Genomic DNA, 21686 nt, shown 5'->3' on the forward strand with positions numbered 1-21686 from the left:
GGTCGTCCTCGCGGCGCGGCTTGCCCGCCCCACGGCGCAGGCGGTAGCCTCGCGGCCATGACCGACCCGGCCTTCAGCGACATCGGCGCTTGCGTCTGCGACGCCTATGGCACGCTCTTCGACGTCCATTCGGCCGCGGGCCGCGAAGCCGCGGCGCTCGGCGACAAGGCCAAGGCGCTGTCGGCGAGCTGGCGCCAGAAGCAGCTCGAGTACACTTGGCTGCGCAGCCTGATGGGCCGCCACGCCGACTTCTGGCAGGTCACCGGCGAGGCGCTCGACTACGCGATGGCGCTGCACGGCATCGCCGATCCCGCGCTGCGCGAGCGCCTGCTGCAGCTCTACCGCTCGCTCGAGGCCTATCCCGACGTGCGCCCGGCCCTGGAGCGGCTGCGCGCCGGCGGAATCCGGACGGCCATCCTGTCGAACGGCGAGCCCTCGATGCTGAGCGACGCCGTCGCGCACGCCGGCATCGCCGACCTGCTCGACGACGTCCAGTCGGTCGAATCGGTCGGCATCTTCAAGCCCGACCCGCGGGTCTACCGGCTGTCGGTCGAGCGGCTCGGCGTCCCGGCCGCACGCATCGCCTTCGTCTCGACCAACGCCTGGGACGCCGCGGGCGCCGGCTACTTCGGCTTCCGCGTCGCCTGGATGAACCGCTTCGGCCTGCCCGACGAGCGGCTCGGCAACAGCCCGGACGCGGTCATCGAGGGACTGGACGCGCTGCCGGCCCTGCTCGGCCTCTGAGACGAAGGCCGGGACGGGGACGGGGGCGATGGCCGGAGAGATCGAGCGACGCGTCTCGGCGCAGGACGGCCTGTCGCTGTTCTACCGGGACTGGCCCGGCCCGAACGACGGCCGCGGCCGGCTGCCCCTGCTCTGCCTGTCGGGCCTGTCGCGCAACTCGCGCGACTACCTGCAGCTCGGCGAGCGCGAAGGCCGGCGGCGCCGGGTCGTCGCCCTCGACTACCGCGGCCGCGGTCGCTCCGAGCGGCCGGCCGACTGGCGCAGCTACGACCCCCTGGTCTACCTGCGCGACCTGGGCCACCTGCTGGCTGCCGCCGGCCTCGAGCGCTTCTGCGTCGTCGGCACCTCGCTCGGCGGCTTCCTGGCCATGGGCCTGGCCGTCGCCCACCCGATGTCGCTGGCCGGCGCGGTGCTCAACGACGCCGGGCCCGGCGTCTCGACCGGCTCGCTCGGCCGTCTGGTCGAGCACCTCGGCGAGGATCGTCCAAAGGCCGACCTCGATACGGCGACAGCCTACCTCCAGGCGCTGTTCGGCGAGACCATCGGCTTTCGCGAGCAGGCAACCTGGCGGCGCTTCGCCGAGGCCAGCTACCGGCTCGGCGACGACGGCCTGCTGCACGTCGACTGGGACCCTCGGATCGTCGAGCCGCTGAAGCGCGGGCGCCCCCTGCCCGATCTCTGGACGCTGTGGCGCGGCCTTGCGCGCGTGCCGACCCTGGCGCTGCGCGGCGCGCGCTCGCCGCTCTTGAGCGCGGAGGCCTTTCGGGCTATGGGCGAGGGGCACACTTGCCTGACCCGGCTCGAGGTCGCCGGGCTCGGCCATGCGCCGAGCCTGGAGGAGCCGGAAGTCCTTGACGCACTGGAGGTCTTCCTTGCCGAGCTCGATCGCCGCGAAGGGTTCGCCCCGCCCGCCTGAAGGCATTTCCGACGAGCTGCCCGGCTTCGCCGACGTCGAGGCCGCTGCCGCCCGCCTCGCGGGCAAGGCGATCGTCACGCCGCTGCTGGAGCATCCCGAGCTCAACGAGCGCCTCGGCGGCCGCCTGCTGATCAAGCCCGAGACGCTGCAGCGCACCGGCTCCTTCAAGTTCCGCGGCGCCTACAACCGCATCGCCTCGATCCCCGGCGAGCAGCGCGGCCGCGGCGTCCTGGCCTATTCCTCGGGCAACCACGCCCAGGGCGTGGCGGCGGCGGCGCTGCTGCTCGGCCTGCCGGCGACCATCGTGATGCCGGCCGACGCCCCGGCCGTCAAGGTCGCCAACACCCGGGCCTACGGCGCCACCGTCGTTTTCTACGACCGCTACGGCGACGACCGCGAGGCGATCGCCGCCGAGCTGTTGGAGAAGACCGGCGCGACCCTGGTCCGGCCCTACGACGACCCGCTGATCGTCGCAGGCCAGGGCACCTGCGGCCTGGAGCTGGTGCGCCAGGCGCGCGGACTGGAGGCGACGCTCGACGCCGTCCTGGTCTGCTGCGGCGGCGGTGGCCTGACCGCCGGTACCGCCCTCTCGGTCAAGGCGCTGTCGCCAGAGACCGAGGTCTACTCGGTCGAGCCCGAAAGCTTCGACGACACCGCCCGCTCGCTGGCCGGCGGGGCGCGGGTCGGCAACCGGCCCGAGGCGCGCTCGATCTGCGACGCCCTGCTGTCGCCGACGCCGGGCGTGCTGACCTTCGCGCTGAACCGGCGCCTGGTGTCCGGCGGCCTCAGCGTCAGCGACGCCGAGGTCGAGCGGGCCATGGCCTTCGCCTTCAATCGTCTGAAGCTGGTGGTCGAGCCGGGCGGCGCCGTCGCCCTCGCCGCCGTCCTGAGCGGCAAGATCGCGACCGCGGGGCGGACCACGGCGATCGTGCTGTCAGGCGGCAATGTCGACCCGGCGACCCTGCAGGGAGCGCTCGACCGCAATCCCTGAGCCTGCCGGTCTTCGCGTCGGTGCGGTCGCTAGTGTGCCGCCGGAGAGGGCGAGGGTGCCGTCAGCGGGTCGTCGGCCTCGGGAGCCGGCTCCACGCCTGCCCCGGGTTCGACGATGCCGTGGCTGATCGCCGGCGACGGCAGGCTGCGCTTCTGCGGCGCCTCGAGGCGCTTGCAGAAGCCGTGGATCAGGGCGCCGGCCTCGACCGAGAGGCTCTCGTGCAGGACGTCGCCGTAGACCCGGGCGGTCTTCGTCAGGATCACGGTCTGCGCCGTCACCTCGCCCTCGACCGTGCCGCAGATCCTCAGCGATTCCGCCTCGATCGCGCCGTGGACCTCGGCGCCCTCGCCGACGGTCAGGGTCTTGCTCGAGATGTCTCCGTTGACCACGCCGTCGATCTGCACGTCGCCGATCGAGTGCAGGTTGCCCTCGATGCGCAAGTCGGCGCTGACGATTGAGGGCACACCTGACGGCTGCCGCTTGGCCGGAGCCGAGCTCGCCGAACCGGGAGCCGGGGCCGATCCCGACGAAGATTCGGAGCGGCTGTTCCTCACGCCCTGCGCACCCTGCTTCTTACCCTTTAAGAACATGGCTGGCCGCCTTCATGAACTTGAGGGGGTCCAGGGGCTTGTCCTTGAAGCGCACCTCGTAGTGCACGTGGGCCCCGGTGCTGCGCCCCGAGTTGCCGAGCTGTCCGATCTGGTCGTGGAAGCCGACCCGCTGCCCGGTCTCGACGTCGATCCGACGCAGGTGGGCGTAGCGCGTGGTGATGCCGAAGCCGTGGTCGATGTCGACGACCCGGCCATAGCCGGAAAGCCAGCCGGCGAAGGCGACGACGCCCGGTGCCGTGGCGACGATCGGCGTGCGGTAGGGCGCCACCATGTCGACGCCATCGTGGCGCGACAGCCGGCCGTTCAGCGGGTCCTTGCGCTTCCCAGCCCTGCTGGTGATCCGGAATTCGGTGGCCAGCGGGGCGGCCAGAGGGGTCGCCGCCAGCACGAGCTGAAGCGCCTCCCAGCGGCGGATCCTGTCGTCCAGGGCGCCGAGGACGGCCTCCGACCTGTCGGCCATCGGCAGCTCCGGCACCTCGTCGTAGGGCACGAAGGGACCGCCCTTGCCGTCGCCCTCGACCTTGCTGCTCGCCTCGTCGATGACCGCCTTGATGTCGAGGCCGGTCAGCAGGAGCAGCTCCTCCATGGTGTCGATCGACTGACGCGTCCGGTCGGACAGGCCCTGGATCACGGCGTCGTGGCGCTGGGCCTGCTGCGCCAGCTCGCCGCGCGCCTCGACCAGCCGGGCGCGCAGCACGTCGCGCTGCTCGGCCAGGGCCTCGGCCTTGCGGTCGGCGCCATCGAGGGTCCGGGTCAGGCTGAACAGCTGCCCTTCCAGAGCGGCGACTTGCTGGCGGCTGCCGTCCAGGCTACCGGACAGGGCTGCGACCCGGCGGCGCTGCGCGTCGCGCTCCTTGCGCAGGTCCGCGATGCGCCCTCCGGCCTCGGCGAGCTGGGCCTTGAGGCCCGACACGCGCTCGACGAGCACCGCCTCCTCCTTCTTGCCCGCCCGCAGCGCCCGCGCAAGCTGGGCGGTCCCGGATTCGAGCTCGCTGCGGCGGCGCTCCAGTGCGTCGATGCGCGCGCGGGCGTCGGCAACCCGCTCAACCTCGTCGGACAGGTGACGCTTCAGGGCCTCGCGGCCAAGCGAAGCCTGCTTCAGCTTGGCGCGCAGCTCGTCCAGCTCGACCGAGAGGCCGTCGCGCTCGCCAGCGACCGCGACGACCCGGCTGCGGGCTTTGTCGAGCTCGGACGTGAGCCTGGCGACCTCCTGCCCGAGGGCGGCCTTGGCGGCCCGCTCGGAATCCAGGTCGCCCTGCAGCAGGTCGCGCTCACCGACCAGCGCATCCCGAACCTCGGCGAGGGCGGCAAAGCGGTTCTTCCATTCGGCGACCTCGGCGTTCTTCTCGACCACGGTCGCCGCCAACTCGGCCTTGTCGCTGCGCTCGTGCGCCAGCGCCAGCTCGCGCTCGCTGAGCATGCGTCCGAGCCGCTGGTGCGCCTCGGCGACCACGGCTCGCTTGTTCTCAGTCGCCGTCAGCGCCGACTGCAGGCTCTGGATGTGACCCTTGAGCGAGCCGTTGCGCCGGGCGATGTCCTTCAGGTCGGTCTCAAGCGAGCCGAGCTGGCCGCGCAGCTCGTCCTGGGCGACCACCATGCGCGCGCGCAGCTCGGCCGTGCGGTCGTCGCGCTCGGCGCGCTGGTCGGGCGCCTCTGCGAGGCCTTCCGTCTCGAGCTGCGCGAGCAGGCGCCGCTGGGTCGTCTCGAGGTCGCGGGTGATGGAGGCGAAATGCCGCTGGTAGCGGTCGACCTCCGCCAGCAGATCGCCGTAGGCCGCCTGGGACCGCTCGATCTCCTGGTTCTGGTCGGCGAGCTGGCCGCGCTGCTCGAGAAAGCCGATCGAGGCGTAGGTTCCCCACCCCATCCCGATCGCCAGCAGCAGGGCGGCGGATTTCTGGAAGCACGGCGTCAGGCGGATGCAGCGGACCCGGTCGCTGCTGCGCAGGAGGATCTCTCGGTAGGCGAAGAGGCGATCGATGCGTCGCCGGCTGCCGTCGATGAACCGTGCCATGGCGATGCCGAGGCGTGGCGGATCGGCCTGCTTCACCCTGTTCTCCTCCCTGTCGTCGTCGCCGAAGAGTTCGCGCCCTTCGGCCGCCGGCTTACTCTAAGCCCCCCACCGGCACCGTGCCGGGGCCGTTCGCCGGCCTCGTGGCACGACCCGAACCGGGTCCGGCCCGATTGGGCCCGGTCCGAATGGGCCGTAGTTTGTCCCAAGCGGCCCCGGGAGTCCAAGCATAGAGTCGGAACCGCACCGGGAGCCCCGCGCGTCGACAGCAATCATGGCCACGTCGCGTTACGCTGCGGTTAAGAGCGCGCTTCGGGTTTTGGCGTCACCGGCCGGATCTGTATAAGCGGGCCGAGCGATCTGCAATCGAATCGGGAAGACGAGATGGGTTCCTTGTCCGGCCACCTGCGCGCGCTCGAGGCCGAAGCGGTCGAGATCCTGCGCGAGACGGTGGCGTGCTTCGGCAATCCGGTGCTGATGTATTCGATCGGCAAGGATTCCTCGGTCCTGCTGCATCTGGCGCTGAAGGCCTTCTGGCCGGCCAAGCCCCCCTTCCCGCTGCTGCACGTCGACACGACCTGGAAGTTCCGGGACATGATCGCCTTCCGCGACCGGATCGCGGCGCGGCATGGGCTGAAGCTGATCGTGCACACCAACCAGGAGGGCGTGGCCCAGGGCATCGACCCCATCAACCACCCCTCCGACCACTACACGCACGTCATGAAGACGCTCGGCCTGCGCCAGGCCCTGACCCGCCATGGCTTCGACGCGGCGATCGGCGGCGCGCGCCGCGACGAGGAGCGCAGCCGCGCCAAGGAGCGCGTCTTCTCGCACCGCACCGCCGAGCATGCCTGGGAGCCCAAGGCCCAGCGCCCGGAGCTGTGGCGCCTGTTCAACACGCGGCTGGCGAAGGGCGAGAGCTTCCGGGTCTTCCCGCTGTCCAACTGGACCGAGGGCGACGTCTGGGCCTACATCCGGGCCGAGGCCATCGAGCTGGTGCCGCTCTATTTCGCGGCGCCCCGGCCGGTGGTCCGGCGCAACGGCCAGCTGATCATGGTCGACGACGCGCGCCTGCGGCTGCTGCCGGGCGAGACGGTCGAGGACGCCTGGGTGCGGTTCCGGACGCTCGGCTGCTATCCCCTGACCGCGGCCTCGGAATCGCGCGCCACCACGCTCGACGAGGTGGTCGCCGAGACTCTCGCCTCCCGGCAGTCCGAGCGGGTCGGCCGGCTGATCGACCACGACCAGTCGGCCTCGATGGAGCGCAAGAAGCGGGAGGGATACTTCTGATGCCCGAGGCCTCGCCCGAGATTGCGTCCGAACCCCGGCTCACGTCGGCGCTCCCCGAAGCCGCGGACAAGTCCCTGCTGCGCTTCCTGACCTGCGGCAGCGTCGACGACGGCAAGTCGACCCTGATCGGGCGCCTGCTGGTCGATTCCGGCTCGGTGTTCGACGACCAGCTGGCGGCGCTCGAGCGGGATTCCAGGAAGTTCGGCACGACCGGCGAGGCGCCGGACCTGGCTTTGCTCCTGGACGGGCTGGAGGCCGAGCGCGAGCAGGGCATCACCATCGATGTCGCCTACCGCTATTTCTCGACGCCCCGGCGCAAGTTCATCGTCGCCGACGCGCCCGGCCACGCCCAGTACACCCGTAACATGGCCGTCGCGGCCTCGGTCTCGGACCTCGCGGTCCTGGTCGTCGACGCGCGCAAGGGCGTCTCCGAGCAGACCCGCCGGCACCTGACCGTGGCCCGCCTGCTCGGCGTGCGCCACGCGGTGCTGGCGGTCAACAAGATCGACCTCGTCGACTTCGACGCCGAGCGCTTCCGGGCGGTCGAGGCGGACCTGCAGCGCCACGCCGGCGAGTTCGAGAGCTGCCGGGCGATCCCGGTCTCGGCCCGCTTCGGCGACAACGTCGCCTCGCCCAGCCCGCGCCTCGCCTGGTTCGAGGGCCCGACCCTGCTGGAGCTGCTGGAGACCGCCGAGGTCGGCCGCGACGAGGCCGAGCGGCCCTTCCGCCTGCAGGTCCAGCTGGTGTGCCGGCCCGACGCCGGCTTCCGCGGCTACCAGGGCACGATCGCCAGCGGACGGGTCGCGCCGGGGGACCCGGTGGTGGCGGCGCTGTCGGGCCGGGCCACGACGATCGCCCGCATCGCGGCTCCGGAAGGCGATCGCGCCGAGGCCGAGGCGGGCGAGGCTGTGACCCTGACCCTGACCGACGAGCTCGACATCAGCCGCGGCGACGTGCTGGCCGCCGCCGGCGACCGTCCCGAGGTCTCCGATCAGTTCGCCGCCCACCTGATTTGGATGGGCGACGCCCCGCTGCTGCCCGGGCGCGAGTACCTGCTGAAGTGCGGCACGCGCACGGCCCCGGCCTCGGTCACCGAGATCTCCCACCGCCTGGAGGTAAGCAGCGGCGAGCATCTGGCCGCCAAGACGCTGGCCCTGAACGACATCGGCTTCGTCAAGCTGTCGCTGGCCCAGCCGATCGCCATCGAGCCCTATGCCGCGAACCGCCGCATGGGCGCCTTCCTGCTGATCGACCGCTTCAGCAACGCGACCATCGCGGCCGGCGTCATCGAGCACGGCCTGCGCCGGGCGACCAACATCCACTGGCAGTCGGTCGACGTCGACCGCGCCGCGCGCGCCCGGGCCAAGGGCCAGCGCCCGAGCGTGCTGTGGCTGACCGGCCTGTCGGGCTCTGGCAAGTCGACCATCGCGAACCTGGTCGAGCGGCGCCTGCACGCCGAGGGCCGGCACACCTACCTGCTGGACGGCGACAACGTGCGACACGGCCTGAACCGCGACCTCGGATTCACCGACGCCGACCGGGTCGAGAACATCCGCCGCGTCGCCGAGGTCGCCCGCCTGATGGCCGACGCCGGGCTGATCGTGCTGGTCTCTTTCATCTCGCCCTTCCGGGCCGAGCGGCGTATGGCACGCGAGCTGATGGGCGAGGACTTCATCGAGGTCTGGGTCGACACGCCGCTCGAGCTGTGCCGCCAGCGCGACCCCAAGGGCCTCTACAGGAAGGCCTATGCCGGCCAGCTCGCCAACTTCACCGGCGTCGACAGCCCCTACGAGCCGCCGGAGACCGCCGAGCTGCGCGTCGAGACCGCAGGGGAATCCGCCGAGGCGGCGGCGACCCGCATCGTCGAGTACCTGCGCGATCGCGACCGGATCCGCTGACGCCGATCGCAGCGGACGTCCTCACCGGCCGAAGCGGGTCGTCGAGGGCAGCCAGAGAGCCAGCTCGGGCAGCAGCAGCACGGCGACCAGGCCGGCCAGCAGCAGCAGGACGTAGGGCAGGACGCCGCGCACGATCTGGCCGAGGCCGGCGCCCGAGATCGACTTGATGACGAAGAGGTTCATGCCGACCGGCGGCGTGATCAGCGCGAGCTCGAGGTTGACCATCAGCAGGATGCCGTACCAGACCGGGTCGATGCCGAGGTGCAGCATGACCGGCAGGACGATCGGCGTGGTCACCAGGATGATCGAGATCGTCTCGAGGAACATCCCGAGCAGGAACACCAGGGCCATGACCGCGAGCAGGAAGCCGAGCTGGCCGATCTCCTGGCCCACGACCAGCGCCAGCAGGTCGCGCGGCAGGCCCAGCACCGAGATGACGTGGCCGAACATCGCCGCGGCGCCGAGGATCAGGAACAGCATCGCCGTGGTCCGCGCGCTCTCGTGGGCCGCCTCGAGCAGCGCGCCCAGCGGCAACGCGCCGTAGGCGAAGCGCGCGATGGCGATGGCGGCGAGGGCGCCGACCGCGGCCGCCTCGGTCGCCGTGAAGATGCCCAGGTAGATGCCGCCGAGCACGACGGGCGGCAGCACCAGCGCCCAGACCGCGCGGCGCAGGGCGCCGAGGATCTCGCCCGGCCGCGCCGCCGGCAGGCGCTCGATGCGGCCGTCGACCAGCGCGTGGAGCACGCAGAAGGCGGCGAAGAGGGCGGCCAGCAGCAGGCCGGGGACCAGGCCGGCGATGAACAGCGCGCCGATCGAGGCCTCGGTGACCACCGAATAGAGCACCATCGGTCCGGAAGGCGGGATCAGGATGCCCAGGGTGCCGCCGGCGGCGAGCACGCCGTAGGCGACGTGCGGCCGGTAGCCGTAGCGCAGCATCTGCGGGATCGCGACCGAGCCGATGGTGAGCGCGGTGGCGACCGAGGAGCCGCTGATCGCCGCGAAGACCGTGCAGGCCAGCACCGTCGCCACCGCCAGCCCGCCCGGCCAGTGGCGCACCAGGGTGTAGGCGAAGGCGTAGAGGTCGTCGACGATCTTGGCCTTGATCAGCACGTGAGCCATCAGGGCGAACAGCGGGATCGCCACCAGCACGTAGTTCGAGAGCTTGGCGTAGACCTCGTCGGCCAGACCCCCGACCCGCCCCTCGACGGCGACCAGCACCACGATAGAGGTCAGGCCCAGGCCGGCGAACAGCGGGATGCCGGTCAGCAAAAGCAGGACCAGCCCGAGCAGGATCAGGATCAGCGTCATGCCCGTCCCGCCGTCATGGCCGTCCCGCCGTCATGAGCGTCCTGCCGGCGGGGCGGCCTCGGCGCCGAGCAGCCGCAGCAGGCGAACCAGGGCGGCCAGCCCGATCAGCAGGAAGCCGGCCGGTATGCTCGCCTGGATCCACCAGACCGGCAGCGCCAGGTGGCCGGTCGAGCGCAGGTCGACCATGTGCGAGAAGGCGGTCATCTGCCAGCCCGAGACCGCCAGCACGCCGCACACCAGCAGCACGCTCAGCAGCCCGGCGATCTCGACGCCGCGCTGCCAGGCCGACGGCAGGCGGGCGCTGACCAGGTCGACCGCCAAGTGTTCGCCGCGGCGCATGACCTCGGCGCCGGCCAGCATGACCAACAGCACGACCAGATAGGAGACCAGCTCGTCGGTCCAGGCCTGCGGTCGGTTCAAGAGGTAGCGCAAGACGACGGCGTAGCCGAGCAGGCCGGCCATGGCCAGCGCGACGAGTGCGCCCAGCCATACCCCGGCCCGGCAGAGCAGGTCGATGCCGCGCCCCGAGAGGGCGAGGGCGCGGCGCAGTCCGGCCACTAGAGCTTGTCGACCAGCTCGACGATCCTGGCGGCGTCGTCGCTCGATGCCTTGAAGGCCTCCATGACCGGCGGCTGCATCGCCTGCTTCCAGGCTTCGGTCTCAGCCTCGCTCTGGATGTGCAGGGTCATGCCCTTGGCCTGGAGCTGCTCGATCGCCGCCGAAGCGGTCTCGGCGGTCAGGGCGTAGGAAGCCTCCTCGGCCTTGGCCGACGCCTCGGTGATCGCGGTCCGCTGCGCCTCGGTCAGGCCGTCGAACCAGGCCGGGTTCACGAAGATGTGGAAGTAGACCGTGAAGAAGGGCGTGACCGTGCCGTAGCTCTGGACCTCATAGTACTTGCGGCTATAGGCGGCCGAGACGTCGGTCAGGCCGGCGTCGATGACGCCGGTCTGCAGGCCCTGGTAGACCTCGGAGCCCGGCATCGCCGTCGGCGCCGCGCCGTTGGCCGCGAAGGCCTCGTCGACCAGCTTGTTGAGGCCGCGGATCTTCAGCCCCTGAAAATCCGCCACCTCGACGATCGGCTTCTTCGCCGAGGTGAAGATCGAGCTGTTGGTGGTGAACAGCCAGGCGACGTTGCGCACACCCTTCCCGAGCAGCTTTTCCTCGAGCAGCTGCGCGGCGTCCGAGCCCGGGAAGCGCTTCACCCGCTCGATGTCGGTCATGAAGTAGGGCAGCGTCACCACGTTCATCTCGGGAATCGTGTTGCCCCACTGGAAGTTCACCGAGATCGCCGCCTCGATCTGGCCGCGGGCGACCGCGGGGAAGTTCTGGTCAGGCTTGAAGGCTGTGTTGGCGCCCAGCACCTCGACGGCGAGCGTGCCCTCCGACAGGCGCTCGACGTCAGCCGCCCACTGGTCGACCAGCTGGGCGATATGGTGCGCGGGCGGCAGCTGATGGCTGACCCGCATAACGGTCTGGGCTTCGGCCTGGCCGGCTCCGGCGGAGCCGCCCGCCAGGACAGCCGCGGACAGCAGCGCGGCGACGACGGCGCGACGGCGCGTGATCCTTGTCATTCTCTTCCTCCCGGTAGGCGGCCGGCTGCACTGCCGGCCGCATTGTTCTTGGCGTCGGCGATGCTGCAGCAAAGCCCGCGGGCAGGCAATCGCCGCGCGCGTAGGGCGCAGGAGACGGAACCGACGCAGAAAGGCGGCCCGCCGGCTGGCGCCGCGGGCCGCGAGGTCTGGCAAGCGCGCCAGGGAGTATCTCGAAGAAGGGAGTTCGGAGTCGGGAAGAAGAAGAAGTCGCCACTGCCGGACCGGAGAAGACACCGCTGGGGCCCACCGGCCGGCACGCTGTCCGGTGGGCCCCTGGGTGCGCCTGCGCCGCGTTGGGGGGCGCTGCACAGGCCTCGCGAACGCTTCTTTCGAAGCGACCCCGCCCCGGGTCGGTCGGGGACACATCAACCAGACAAATTCTGCCTTACCTGGCAGTTCTGGTCGAGCAGACGAATTCTGCCTTACCTGACAGTGCTGGTCGAGTCTTTATTTGATGACATGCCCCCGAAACCTCTCCCGACAAAGAATACGATCTGCTTTCTTCTTGTCGCAAAAGTGGCTTCATAGTGGTCATTACTTGTTCGGAACAAGGCAGGAAAATGACTGCGAACTCCTGCGAATTCCGACGCATTGGCCGTCGAGGCGCACAGGCACAGACCCGCGCCGCCGCGACCGTTCAGGCGCTGGGACCGTTCGGGCACGGGCAAGCGAAGGGCGGTTACCCCCGGGCCGGCCGCGGGACTCAGGCTGCGCTCTTCTCGACCGCCACCTGGACGTCCCGGCCCTCGAGCTTGTGCGCCATGGCGAAGCCGCCGAGCGGCCCGGCGTTGAGCCTGAGCTCAACGGCAAGGGTCTCGCGACGCACCTGCTCCCCGTGCTCGGCGACCGCGCCAGCCACCTCCTCCGGCAACTCGGCCGACAGGCGGATCCGGTCGGTGACCGCCAGGCCCGCCTCCTTGCGCGTCTGCTGGACCATGCGCACGAAGTCGCGCGCCCAGCCCTCGCGCTTCAGCTCGTCGTAGACCCGGGTGTCGAGCACGACCACGCCGGCGCCGCCGTCGAAGGGCTCGGAGTCGAGGCCCTCGCCGGCGACGACGCGCAGCGTGAAGTCCTCGGGCGCAAGCTCGAGGCCGGCGATCGCGACCTTGCCCCCGGACATCGGGCTCCACTCGCCGGAACGCGCCGCCGCCATCACTTCCTTCATCTTGCCGCCGATGCGCCGGCCGATCTGCGGATTGACCTTGAGCTCCTGGCGGCCCATAGCCGCAGGATCGCCGGTGAAGGCGATCTCCTTGACGTTGACCTCCTCGGCGATGACCGAGCGGTAGGGCTCCAGGCGGGGCGCCTCGGCGTGGGCGACGGTCAGGCGCTTAAGCGGCAGGCGCGTGCGCAGCCCCTTGCCCTCGCGCAGTGCCATCACGGCCGTGCAGATCTCGCGCACCCGGTCCATCTCGGCGACCAGGCCGCGCTCGGCCGGCAGGCTCTCGGCGGCCGGCCAGTCGGCGAGGTGCACGGAGTCGGCCCCGGTCAGGCTGCGGTAGATGCGCTCGGTCACGAAGGGCAGCAGCGGCGCCATCGCCTCGCAGAAGGTGACCAGCGCCGTGTAGAGCGTGTCGTAGGCGTCGCGCTTGTCGGCGGCGTCGCGCTTGCCTGCATCGCCCGGCTCGCTCCCGGCCGCCTCCTCGCGCCAGAAGCGGGCCCGCGAGCGCCGGATGTACCAGTTGTTGAGGGCGTCGATGTAGCCCGGCACGACGGCATAGGCGCCCGGCAGATCGTTGAGGTCGAGCCGCTCCTGCAGGCGCTCGACCAGCTCGCGGGTCTTGGCCAGGACGTAGCGGTCGAGCAGACCGGCCTGGTCGCTGCGCCGGGTCGCGCGGTAGCCGTCGATGTTGGCGTAGAGCGTGAAGAAGTAATAGGCGTTCCAGATCGGGATGATCGCCTGGCGCAGCGCCTGGGCGATGCCGCGCCCGTCCTTGGGCATGGCCAGGTCGCCGCCGACCATCAGCGGCGAGGAGACCATGTACCAGCGCAGGGCGTCGGCGCCGTAGGTGTCGAAGACCTCGGTCGGGTCCGGATAGTTCATCAGCCGCTTCGAGAGCTTCTGCTTGTTCTCGTCCAGCACGACGCCGTGGCAGACGCAGTTGCGGAAGGGCGCGCGGTCGAAGAGCGCCGTCGAGAGCACCATCAGCGTGTAGAACCAGCCGCGCGTCTGGGCGACGTACTCGACGATGAAGTCGGCCGGGAAGTTCGCCTCGAAGCGCTCCTTGTTCTCGAAGGGATAGTGCAGCTGGGCGAAGGGCATCGAGCCGGAATCGAACCAGACGTCGAGCACCTCGGTGACCCGCCGCATCGTCGCCTTGCCCGAGGGATCGTCCGGGTTCGGCCGGGTCAGCTGGTCGATCATCGGCCGGTGCAGGTCGTCGGGGCGCACCCCGAAGTCGCGTTCGATCTCGTCCAGGCTGCCGTAGACGTCGATGCGCGGAAAGGCGGGGTCGTCGCTCTTCCAGACCGGGATCGGGCAGCCCCAGAAGCGGTTGCGGCTGACGTTCCAGTCGCGCGCGTTCTCCAGCCAGTTGCCGAACAGGCCGTCTCGCACGTGGGCCGGGGTCCAGACGATCTCGCGGTTGAGCTCGACCATGCGGTCGCGGAAGGCCGTCACCTTCACGTACCAGGCGTTGATCGCCTTGTAGATCAGCGGCGTGTCGGTGCGCCAGCAGTGCGGATAGTTGTGCAGGTAGGTCTCGTGGCGCACCACGAGGCCGCGCGCCTTGAGGTCGCGGATGATGTCCTTGTTGGCCTCGATGACGTTCTGGCCCTGGTAGTCCGGCACTTCGGCGGTGAAGTTGCCGGCCTCGTCGACCGGAACGACCAGCGGAATCTCATGGGCCATGGCGAGCTCGAGATCGTCCTCGCCGAAGCCGGGCGCGATGTGCACGCAGCCGGTGCCCTCGGCGACCTCGACGAAGTCGGCGGCCAGCACCACGAAAGCCCGCGGCGTGTCCTTGAAATAGGGGAACAGCGGCTCGTAGCGGCGGCCGGCAAGCTCGCTGCCCTTGAGCGTGGCGACCCGGGTCCAGTCGCCGAGCTCCTTGGCGTAGCGCTCGAGCGCCGCCTCGCCCAGAACCAGGCGCTCGCCGTCCTTCTCGACGACCGCGTAATCGAGCTCGGGGCCGACCGCCAGCGCCAGGTTCGACGGCAGGGTCCAGGGCGTCGTGGTCCAGGCCAGCAGGCGCGTGGGGCCCGTCTTCCCCTCCGCGTCTCCCGGCGCCGGCTGCAGCAGGAAGCCGACGGTCAGCGCCGGGTCCTGGCGCTCGCGGTAGGCGTTGTCGAGCCGGGTCTCGAAGTTCGAGAGCGGCGTCTGCACCGCCCAGCTGTAGGGCACGACCCGGTAGCCCTCGTAGACCCAGCCCTTGTCGAAGAGCTGCTTGAAGCCCCAGATCACGCTCTCCATGAACGGCAGGTTCATGGTCTTGTAGTCGTTCTCGAAATCGACCCAGCGGCCCTCGCGGGTGACGTAGTCGCGCCACTCCTCCGTGAAGCGCATGACCGAGACGCGGCAGTGCGCGTTGAATTCGGCGATGCCGTATTTGAGGATCTCCTGGCGGCCCGAAATGCCGAGCTCCTTCTCGGCGGTCAGCTCGGCCGGCAGGCCGTGGCAGTCCCAGCCGAAGCGGCGCTCGACGCGCCGCCCGCGCATGGTCCGGTAACGCGGCACGATGTCCTTGACGAAGCCGGTGACCAAGTGGCCGTAGTGCGGCAGGCCGTTGGCGAAGGGCGGGCCGTCGTAGAAGACGAACTCGTTGCTCGCGCCCTCGGGCCCCTTGGCCGGCCGATCCTCGACCGAGCGCTCGAAGATCCTCTCCCGCTCCCAGTAGGCGAGCGTCTCCTGCTCGATCGCCGGAAAGCTCGGGTTCGGGTCGGCCTCTGGGTAAGGCGCAGCAGCGCCGTCATCGCGCATCGCTCGGGCTCGTTTCTCGATGGTTTCTGTAAGGGTCCGCGAGACATAGCGCCGCCCGCGAGCCCTTGTCCAGCCGGGCGGGCCGGAGCGGCCGCGGAACCGATGCGCGAGGCTTGACAAGCGCGGGGCCGGACCGCTTATAAAGCGCTCCCTTGCGGGGGCCCGTAGCTCAGTTGGTTAGAGCGCTCGCCTGATAAGCGGGAGGTCGGTAGTTCAAGTCTACCCGGGCCCACCATCCTCTTCGAGAAGGGGCGCTCGCCTCAGGCGATATTCTTCCGAAAGTTGCAGTCCGCCGCTCAAGCATTGGATGTGCTTGGGATTCGACGGATGATTCACCAACTCTTCACCGCCGCCTTCCGATAGAATCTCCAGGGTAAACCGTCGAGCGCGTCGGCCGACCCGACAGCGCTTCGGCCGAGCGTTGCCGTGCCTGGCGCGGCCAGACGAGAGGGGGCTTCATGCGGCGCGCGATCTCTCGGTACGGCTTGGTTGCCGGCCTGCTGTCGCTCCTAGCGGCACCGGCCCCTGTCCTGGCGCAGGCCGAGGGCCCTGCCCTGGAGCGGATCCGCAGCGAGGGCCTGCTGCGCTGCGGCGTGGTGCGCACCGGTCCCGGCGTCTCCGAGACCGACAGCCTGGGCGTCTGGCGCGGCTTCTTCCCGGACTACTGCCGGGCGCTGGCTGCGGCGGTGCTGGGCGACGCCGAGGCCGTCGAGTTCGTGGAGGTCAGCTACACGGTACGCTTCGAGGCGCTCCGCGAGGGCGCCTTCGACGTCCTGATGGGCAACACGACCTGGACGGCATCGCGCGACACCGCGCTCGGCCTCGCCTTCACCGCGCCGCTCTACTACGACGGCCAGGGCTTCATGGCGAGCAAGGCGCTCGGCGCCACCAAGCTTGCCGATGTCGGAGAGGCGACGGTCTGCGTCCACCGCAACACCACGACCATCGCCACGCTCGAGGAGCTGGTCGCGACGCGGGGCCTGCGGCTCGAGATCCGCGGCTTCGATTCCACCGAGGGCGTCTATGACGCCTTCTTCGCGCACGACTGCGAGATCCTGAGCCAGGACCGCATCGCCCTGACCTCTGTGAGGCTCAGCCGCGCGCCCGACCCCGAAGACTACGTCCTCTTCACCGACGTCGTCTCGAAGGAGCCGCTCGGCCCGGCCCTGCGCAGCGGGGACGAGGCCTGGTTCGACGTCGTGCAGTGGACGGTCTTCGCCACCTTCCTGGCGGAGGAGCTCGGCATCCGATCGGATACGCTGGCCAGCCACCTGGACAGCCCGAGGCCCGAGACCCGGCGGCTCCTTGGCACCGATCCCGGGATCGGCCGCGACCTCGGCCTGACCTACGACTGGGCGCGGCAGGTGATCGCCCAGGTCGGCAACTACGAGGAAATCTTCGAGCGCAACCTCGCGCCGCTCGGCCTCGACCGGGGCTTGAACAGGCCGTGGAGCGAGGGCGGCCTGCTCTACGCTCCGCCCCTGCGCTAGCGTCCCGGCGGCAGACCGGAGAAGCAGCGCGTGCGATGGAACCTGATCTCGGTCCGGCTGGTCCTGGCGATCGCGCTCTTCGGGCTGGTCGCGAGCGGCACGATCCTGGCCTCGCTGGTTTCCTTCCGCAACCTCAACCAGGGCTACGGCCGCCTTGCCGAGCAGTCGGTACCCCAGCTCATCGACGCCTCGCGCCTGGGCCAGATCTCCCAGTCGATCGCCTCGACGGCTCCGACTCTGGCGATGGTCGAATCGGAGTACGTCCGGCGCTCGGTGCGCAACCAGATCGACGACCAGGTGAGCGCGATCGACCGGCTGCTGGGAGCCCTGGTCGCAGCGGGTGCCGAGGGCGGGAAGGAAGGCAAGGACTTGCTCGCCGAGATCCGCGGCAGCCGCCTGCAGCTCATCGACAATCTCGACGAGCTCGACCGCGCGGTCGCCGAGCGGCTCGCCGCCGAGGCGCGCCTGGCCATCCTCCTGCGGCAGGCGCGCAGCGTCGCCGAGGCGCTGATCGAGCTCCAGGGACAGGTGTTCGAGGCGGCCGCCGGCCTGCCGCCGCCACGCCGCGAGGCGGCGCGCCAGGACCTGCTGAGCTGGCTGGGATCGAGCGAACTGGCGCTGCTCGACGTGCTGTCGCTGCCGAGCATCGACAACCTCGCCGTCGTGCGCAGGCTGCGAGACCGCAGCATCGACACCTTCGCCGCCGCCTCGACGGCGAAGACCCGGCTCCAGGACGTCCAGCCAATCCGGCGGCGGATCGACGATATAGAGCCCTCGATCGCCCGGTTCCTGGCCACGCGAACCGGCGCCTACGCGCTGAAGTCCAGCGCGCTGACCGCGACTCGCAAGCAGGCCGGCCTGATCAACCAGAACAAGTTCCTGGCCAGCAAGTTCGTCGGCTCCACGGCCGACTATATCGCCTGGCTGCGCACCGATATCGCGCAGCGGAGCGCCGCCTTTCAGCGGGCAGCACGCCAGACCACGCTAATGCTGATCGGCCTGGCGCTGCTGACCGTCCTCACGGTCGTCGGCTTCGCCCTCTTCGTGCGCCGCAGCGTGCTGCTGCGCCTGACAGCCCTGCGCATCGGCCTGCGCGACCAGGTCGAGGGCCGCGGCGGTGCCGTGATCCCGACCCACGGCAGCGACGAGATCGCCGACATAGGCCGGGCCGCCGACTACTTCGCGCGCTCGGCCGCCGAGCGCGAGGCCCGGCTGCTCGACGAGAAGGAGCGGGCCGAGCGGCTGGCCCGCGAGGCCGAGACGGCCAACCATTCGAAGTCCGTCTTCCTGGCGAACATGAGCCACGAGCTCAGGACCCCGCTGAACGCGATCATCGGCTTTTCCTACCTGCTGAGCACCGGCAAGCTGGAGCCGGAGAAGACCTCCGAGTACGCGGGCGACATCCACGCCAGCGGTGAGCATCTGCTGGCGCTGATCAACGACCTGCTCGACTACTCGAAGATCGAGGCCGGCCAGCGCCACCTGCACATCGAGACCCTCGACGTCCAGAAGATCGCCCGCAATCTCCACAAGCTGCTGGCGATCCAGCTGGAAAAGCGCCGGCTGTCGGTCGCCTACGACTTCGAAGGCCCGGCGATGGTGCGCGCCGATGAGGTCGCGCTGCGCCAGGTCCTGCTCAACCTGCTGTCGAACGCCTCGAAGTTCTCCTACGAGGGAGAAACGATCACGATCCGCGGCCGCGAAGGAGACAAGGGAACCTATGCGATCGAGATCGAGGATCGCGGCATCGGGATCGAGGAGGATCAGCTGCCGCGGGTGCTGCAACCCTTCCATCAGGCCAGCGACAGCTACACCCGCGCGACCGGCGGCACCGGCCTGGGCCTGGCCATCGTCGAGAGCCTGGTCGAGCTCCACGGCGGCACGGTCGCGATCGACAGCGTCAAGGGCATCGGCACCCGCGTGCGGGTCAGCTTCCCGAGCGCGGCGCCCGGACAGCCGGCGACGCCGCCGGCCGAGGGCGCGAGCCCTGATCGGGCGGACCGCGCCTGAAACGCCCGCCAGCAGCGCTCGCGAGTGCCGGACGGCCGATGCCGCCCGCGGCCCCTACTTCGGCAGCGACTGCACCTCGACCTCGTCGATCTTCCAGGTCCCGCCGGCATTGATGAGCGAAAGACCGTCGAAGGGATCCTTGAACGTCCGGTCGAGGACCTGCAGCACGACCCGGCCATCGTACTCGATGGTATGCAGGCCGTTGGTGTCGCGCCGCCAGTCGATCCGGTGCTCCGCGCCGTCGTCGAAGCGGGCATCGACGTCACTGGAGCCGATCGTCGTCGCGCCGCTGCTGGTGATCGCCATCAGGCGCAGCGGCTGATTGCCCGCGGTGTGCGCTTCCAGCCGGTAGCCGTAGCCGACGTTGCTGCCCTGGTAGGGTCCGAAGTTCAGCACCGCCGGCTCGCCGGCGCCGGTCGCGCGCAAGTCGACCCTGAAGGCATTGGAGATCTGCGCGCGGGTGTGGATCGCGGCCAGGGCCTGCTGCTGCTGGACGCCGAGGACGTTGCCGAGGATGCCCTTCAGCATGTCGGGACCGATCTGCTGCGGCTGGCTGCCCTGGTTGACCGGCACCTCGCTGGTCAGCACGCCGCCGCCGGTGACGCTCCAGTTGCCGGCCACCACCTCCCAGCGCGGATTGCGCTGGTAGTCGCCGTCGTTGAAGTCGTCTGAGATCACCGTCACCGGCTGGCCGTCGCCGCTCGGCGACGTCGCCTCGGCCTCGGATTCCCCCTCGGCGCCCTCCGCGAGGCCGAGCGCGACGAGGGTTTCCTTCGAGATGGTGCCGCTCAGCGGCAGGCTGGCGTCGGACTGGAAGGTGCGAATTGCGTCCCGGGTCTTGGTCCCCATGATGCCGTCCGCCGGGCCGGCGTCGTAGCCGCGCTCGTTCAGCGCCGCCTGGACCGAGCGCGTCGTCGGACGGTCCTCGATCACCGCGCCCGCCGAGGTCTTGCCCTGGACGTGCGCGACCAGCTCGCCGCTGAGACGGCCGTCGACCAGCAGGTTGTTGTCCCGCTGGTAGGCGCGGATCGCCTCCGAGGTCGCGCTGTCGACGGTGCCGGAGACGACAGGCACGCTGTAGCCGAGGCGGCGCAGGTCCGACTGGAGCTGCAGGATCGTCTGGCGCTCGACCGTGGCCTCGGTCTCGGCCGGGACGCTGCTGTCGCTGCCGCGGTCGGCGCGCTCCGCACGGACGTTGTCGCGGATGTGCGCACTGAGGCTGGCGCTCGCCTGGCCGGTGACGAGAAGGTCGTTGTCGCGCTGGTAGTCGCGAATGGCGCTGCGCGTGCGCGAGCCCATCAGGCCGTCGGTCGGGCCGGCGTCATAGCCAAGGCGGTTCAGCCCGCGCTGGACACGCTGCACCTCGGCGTCGAACGCGAGCTGCACGGCGCCGGGTGCGGAGACGCCCGAGCCGTAGGCGCCGGCGCGCAGGCTGTCGAGCGACCCGGCGAGCGCCGTCGTCGCGCTCAAGGGCGCGGCGGCGAGCAGCGCGAAAGCGGCCACGCCGAGCGAAAGAGTCTTCAAGGTGGAATGTTGCGTGGTCACGGCGACCTCCGACTGGTTGTCTCCGGGAGCGGCGGATGCCGTTCCGGCTTGATTTCTGTCGTCCCCGTCCCGCGCACCCGTTTGATCGAGCGCGGCGCCTGCCCCGGAACCCAACGCGCGGTCCCCAGAAGTGTTCCGGCTGCAGGCTCTGCTGCCCGCCCCCCGCTAAGCACCTGCCGGGCACAAGAAAAAGGAGCCCGGCCGCAAGGCCGGGCTCCCATTCCACCGGTCAGAGAACCGGAGGTCTTACATCGCGGCCTTGCGAGCGCTCTCGAGCCAGCCGTCGACCTTGTCCTGGTTGTCGGCGATCCAGCTCTCGGCCTGCTCCTGCAGGTCCTCGGCGCTGTCGGCCCCGTCGTTCATCTGGGCGTTCTGCGCGAAGATGTCCTGCACCGGCACCCGAACCTCCTCGAGCAGGGCCCGGACGGCCGGATTGGCTTCGAGGAACTCGCTGTTGGCGACCGGCCGGATGTCGTTCGCCGGCATGCCCATGTTGCAGGGATCGTCGGCGCAGCCCTCGACGCCGGCGACGGTGGCGGCATCGACGAGATCCGCCTGGTCGTCGGGCAGCCGGGTCTCCTCGACCTGCAGCCAGACCACGTCCCGGCCCGGCTTCAGCAGCCCGACGGTCCAGTTCGGCGTCCAGGTGTAGAAGAAGATCGGCTCGCCGTTGTTGTAGCGGCTGAGCGCATCGGCCATCGAGGCGGAGTAGCCGGCCTTGATCAGGTCGACGCTGTCGCGCAGCTCGTAGGCGTCCATCTGGAAGGCGATGAGCTCCTCGCAGCCCCAGCCCGGCGGGCAGGCGACCATGTTGGCCTTGCCGTTGCCGTCGGTGTCGAAGAGCTCGGCGATCTCCGGCTTCTTCATGTCGCTGAGATACCGGATGTCGTGCTCGTCGGCGGTCTTCTTGTCGACGAGATAGCCCTGGAGCGCGCCGCCCTCGGCGACGTAGCCGACGGTCTCGGCGCCCTGCGAGAAGGTGTCCTCGTAGGTGTTGTGCAGCGGGAACCAGCCGTTGACCCAGAGGTCCATGTCGCCCTGGGCGACCGACTGGTAGAAGGGCGGGTTGTCGAGCGTCGTCACCTTGGCGACCTCGTAGCCGAGCTGCTCAAGCAGCTGCTTGTAGATCTCGGCCTGCCACCAGCCGGTGTCCCAGGTGGCGCGCGCCATCCGAACCGTCGTGCCCTCGCCGGGCTTGGCCTGGTCGGCGACTGCGTGGCTGCCGGTGGCGACTGTTGCCATCGCCGCGACGGCGACGCCGGTGGCGATGCGCGTGAAGGCTTTCCTGTCGAACATGCCTTCCTCCTTGCTTTCTGGTTCCCCCGGGCAGCCTTCCTTGGGAAGGCCCGGCCGGGGCTCGGGGA

The 21686-nt window shown here is 70.3% G+C and carries 15 protein-coding genes and 1 tRNA gene; 8 read left to right on the plus strand and 8 right to left on the minus strand.

From position 1 onward, the window contains the following. The first annotated feature begins 57 nt into the window (after nucleotides 1-57). From WD341_RS09605 to WD341_RS09615, 3 genes are read left to right on the plus strand one after another with little or no spacing between them, the layout of a single operon-like run. The gene (locus WD341_RS09605) at nucleotides 58-744 is read left to right on the plus strand and encodes a haloacid dehalogenase type II (RefSeq protein WP_368425228.1); all 687 of its coding nucleotides are present in this window, start codon (nucleotides 58-60) and stop codon (nucleotides 742-744) included. 28 nt (nucleotides 745-772) lie between these two features. Further along, a complete protein-coding gene (locus WD341_RS09610) occupies nucleotides 773-1660 on the plus strand; it encodes an alpha/beta fold hydrolase (RefSeq protein ID WP_368425229.1) in 888 nt (295 codons plus the stop codon). Between the two features lie 4 nt (nucleotides 1661-1664). Continuing rightward, nucleotides 1665-2651, plus strand: coding sequence for a threonine/serine dehydratase (locus tag WD341_RS09615; protein WP_368425283.1), 987 nt, complete (start codon nucleotides 1665-1667; stop codon nucleotides 2649-2651). 29 nt (nucleotides 2652-2680) lie between these two features. Here the strand turns inward: WD341_RS09615 and WD341_RS09620 are convergent, their stop codons facing one another. Next, nucleotides 2681-3115 (minus strand): polymer-forming cytoskeletal protein, encoded by a 435-nt coding sequence (locus WD341_RS09620; RefSeq protein ID WP_368425230.1) that lies wholly within the window; start codon nucleotides 3113-3115, stop codon nucleotides 2681-2683. 109 nt (nucleotides 3116-3224) lie between these two features. Then, nucleotides 3225-5309 (minus strand): peptidoglycan DD-metalloendopeptidase family protein, encoded by a 2085-nt coding sequence (locus WD341_RS09625; RefSeq protein WP_368425231.1) that lies wholly within the window; start codon nucleotides 5307-5309, stop codon nucleotides 3225-3227. Between the two features lie 345 nt (nucleotides 5310-5654). Here WD341_RS09625 and cysD point away from each other — a divergent pair, with 345 nt between their 5' ends. Further along, entirely contained in the window at nucleotides 5655-6560 is a 906-nt protein-coding gene (gene cysD / locus WD341_RS09630) for a sulfate adenylyltransferase subunit CysD (RefSeq protein ID WP_368425232.1), read from the plus strand. Then, entirely contained in the window at nucleotides 6560-8458 is a 1899-nt protein-coding gene (gene cysC, locus WD341_RS09635; RefSeq protein ID WP_368425233.1) for an adenylyl-sulfate kinase, read from the plus strand. The genes cysD and cysC overlap by 1 nt, the downstream gene beginning before the upstream one ends. A 21-nt stretch (nucleotides 8459-8479) precedes the next feature. Here cysC and WD341_RS09640 read toward each other — a convergent pair whose 3' ends face one another. From WD341_RS09640 to ileS, 4 genes are all read right to left on the minus strand, one after another. Continuing rightward, nucleotides 8480-9766, minus strand: coding sequence for a TRAP transporter large permease (locus WD341_RS09640; RefSeq protein ID WP_368425234.1), 1287 nt, complete (start codon nucleotides 9764-9766; stop codon nucleotides 8480-8482). A gap of 30 nt (nucleotides 9767-9796) precedes the next feature. Further along, nucleotides 9797-10324, minus strand: a complete 528-nt coding sequence (locus WD341_RS09645) for a TRAP transporter small permease (RefSeq protein WP_368425235.1) — start codon at nucleotides 10322-10324, stop codon at nucleotides 9797-9799. Then, nucleotides 10324-11337 carry a TRAP transporter substrate-binding protein DctP gene (dctP, locus tag WD341_RS09650; protein ID WP_368425236.1) on the minus strand — a complete coding sequence of 338 codons (1014 nt, stop codon included), beginning with the start codon at nucleotides 11335-11337 and terminating at the stop codon, nucleotides 10324-10326. Before dctP ends, WD341_RS09645 begins: the two co-directional genes overlap by 1 nt. Before the next feature lie 724 nt (nucleotides 11338-12061). After that, a complete protein-coding gene (gene ileS / locus WD341_RS09655) occupies nucleotides 12062-15277 on the minus strand; it encodes an isoleucine--tRNA ligase (protein ID WP_368425237.1) in 3216 nt (1071 codons plus the stop codon). A 158-nt stretch (nucleotides 15278-15435) separates the two neighbouring features. Here ileS and WD341_RS09660 point away from each other — a divergent pair. The 3 genes from WD341_RS09660 (at nucleotide 15436) to WD341_RS09670 (ending at nucleotide 18777) form a co-directional block, all read left to right on the plus strand. Then, a tRNA-Ile gene (locus WD341_RS09660) sits at nucleotides 15436-15512 on the plus strand. A gap of 223 nt (nucleotides 15513-15735) precedes the next feature. Beyond that, nucleotides 15736-16767: an amino acid ABC transporter substrate-binding protein gene (locus tag WD341_RS09665; RefSeq protein ID WP_368425238.1), complete on the plus strand. Its 1032-nt coding sequence runs from the start codon at nucleotides 15736-15738 to the stop codon at nucleotides 16765-16767. A gap of 30 nt (nucleotides 16768-16797) precedes the next feature. Continuing rightward, nucleotides 16798-18777: an ATP-binding protein gene (locus WD341_RS09670; protein WP_368425239.1), complete on the plus strand. Its 1980-nt coding sequence runs from the start codon at nucleotides 16798-16800 to the stop codon at nucleotides 18775-18777. A 54-nt stretch (nucleotides 18778-18831) separates the two neighbouring features. On the opposite strand, the gene WD341_RS09675 is transcribed toward WD341_RS09670, so the two are convergent. Beyond that, entirely contained in the window at nucleotides 18832-20301 is a 1470-nt protein-coding gene (locus WD341_RS09675; protein ID WP_368425240.1) for a peptidoglycan-binding protein, read from the minus strand. Between the two features lie 267 nt (nucleotides 20302-20568). Next, nucleotides 20569-21618, minus strand: a complete 1050-nt coding sequence (proX, locus tag WD341_RS09680; protein ID WP_368425241.1) for a glycine betaine/L-proline ABC transporter substrate-binding protein ProX — start codon at nucleotides 21616-21618, stop codon at nucleotides 20569-20571. Nucleotides 21619-21686 lie beyond the last annotated feature (68 nt).

The organism is Tistlia sp. (genome assembly GCF_040905785.1).
In the GTDB taxonomy this organism is placed as follows: domain Bacteria; phylum Pseudomonadota; class Alphaproteobacteria; order Kiloniellales; family DSM-21159; genus Tistlia.

Bases quoted from the DNA above. Each gene is read 5' to 3' on its own strand.
- proX (WP_368425241.1), bottom strand. From the start codon at position 21,618: ATGTTCGACAGGAAAGCCTTCACGCGCATCGCCACCGGCGTCGCCGTC.
- dctP (WP_368425236.1), bottom strand. From the start codon at position 11,337: ATGACAAGGATCACGCGCCGTCGCGCCGTCGTCGCCGCGCTGCTGTCC.
- WD341_RS09610 (WP_368425229.1), top strand. From the start codon at position 773: ATGGCCGGAGAGATCGAGCGACGCGTCTCGGCGCAGGACGGCCTGTCG.
- cysD (WP_368425232.1), top strand. From the start codon at position 5,655: ATGGGTTCCTTGTCCGGCCACCTGCGCGCGCTCGAGGCCGAAGCGGTC.
- WD341_RS09605 (WP_368425228.1), top strand. From the start codon at position 58: ATGACCGACCCGGCCTTCAGCGACATCGGCGCTTGCGTCTGCGACGCC.
- WD341_RS09640 (WP_368425234.1), bottom strand. From the start codon at position 9,766: ATGACGCTGATCCTGATCCTGCTCGGGCTGGTCCTGCTTTTGCTGACC.
- cysC (WP_368425233.1), top strand. From the start codon at position 6,560: ATGCCCGAGGCCTCGCCCGAGATTGCGTCCGAACCCCGGCTCACGTCG.
- WD341_RS09665 (WP_368425238.1), top strand. From the start codon at position 15,736: ATGCGGCGCGCGATCTCTCGGTACGGCTTGGTTGCCGGCCTGCTGTCG.
- ileS (WP_368425237.1), bottom strand. From the start codon at position 15,277: ATGCGCGATGACGGCGCTGCTGCGCCTTACCCAGAGGCCGACCCGAAC.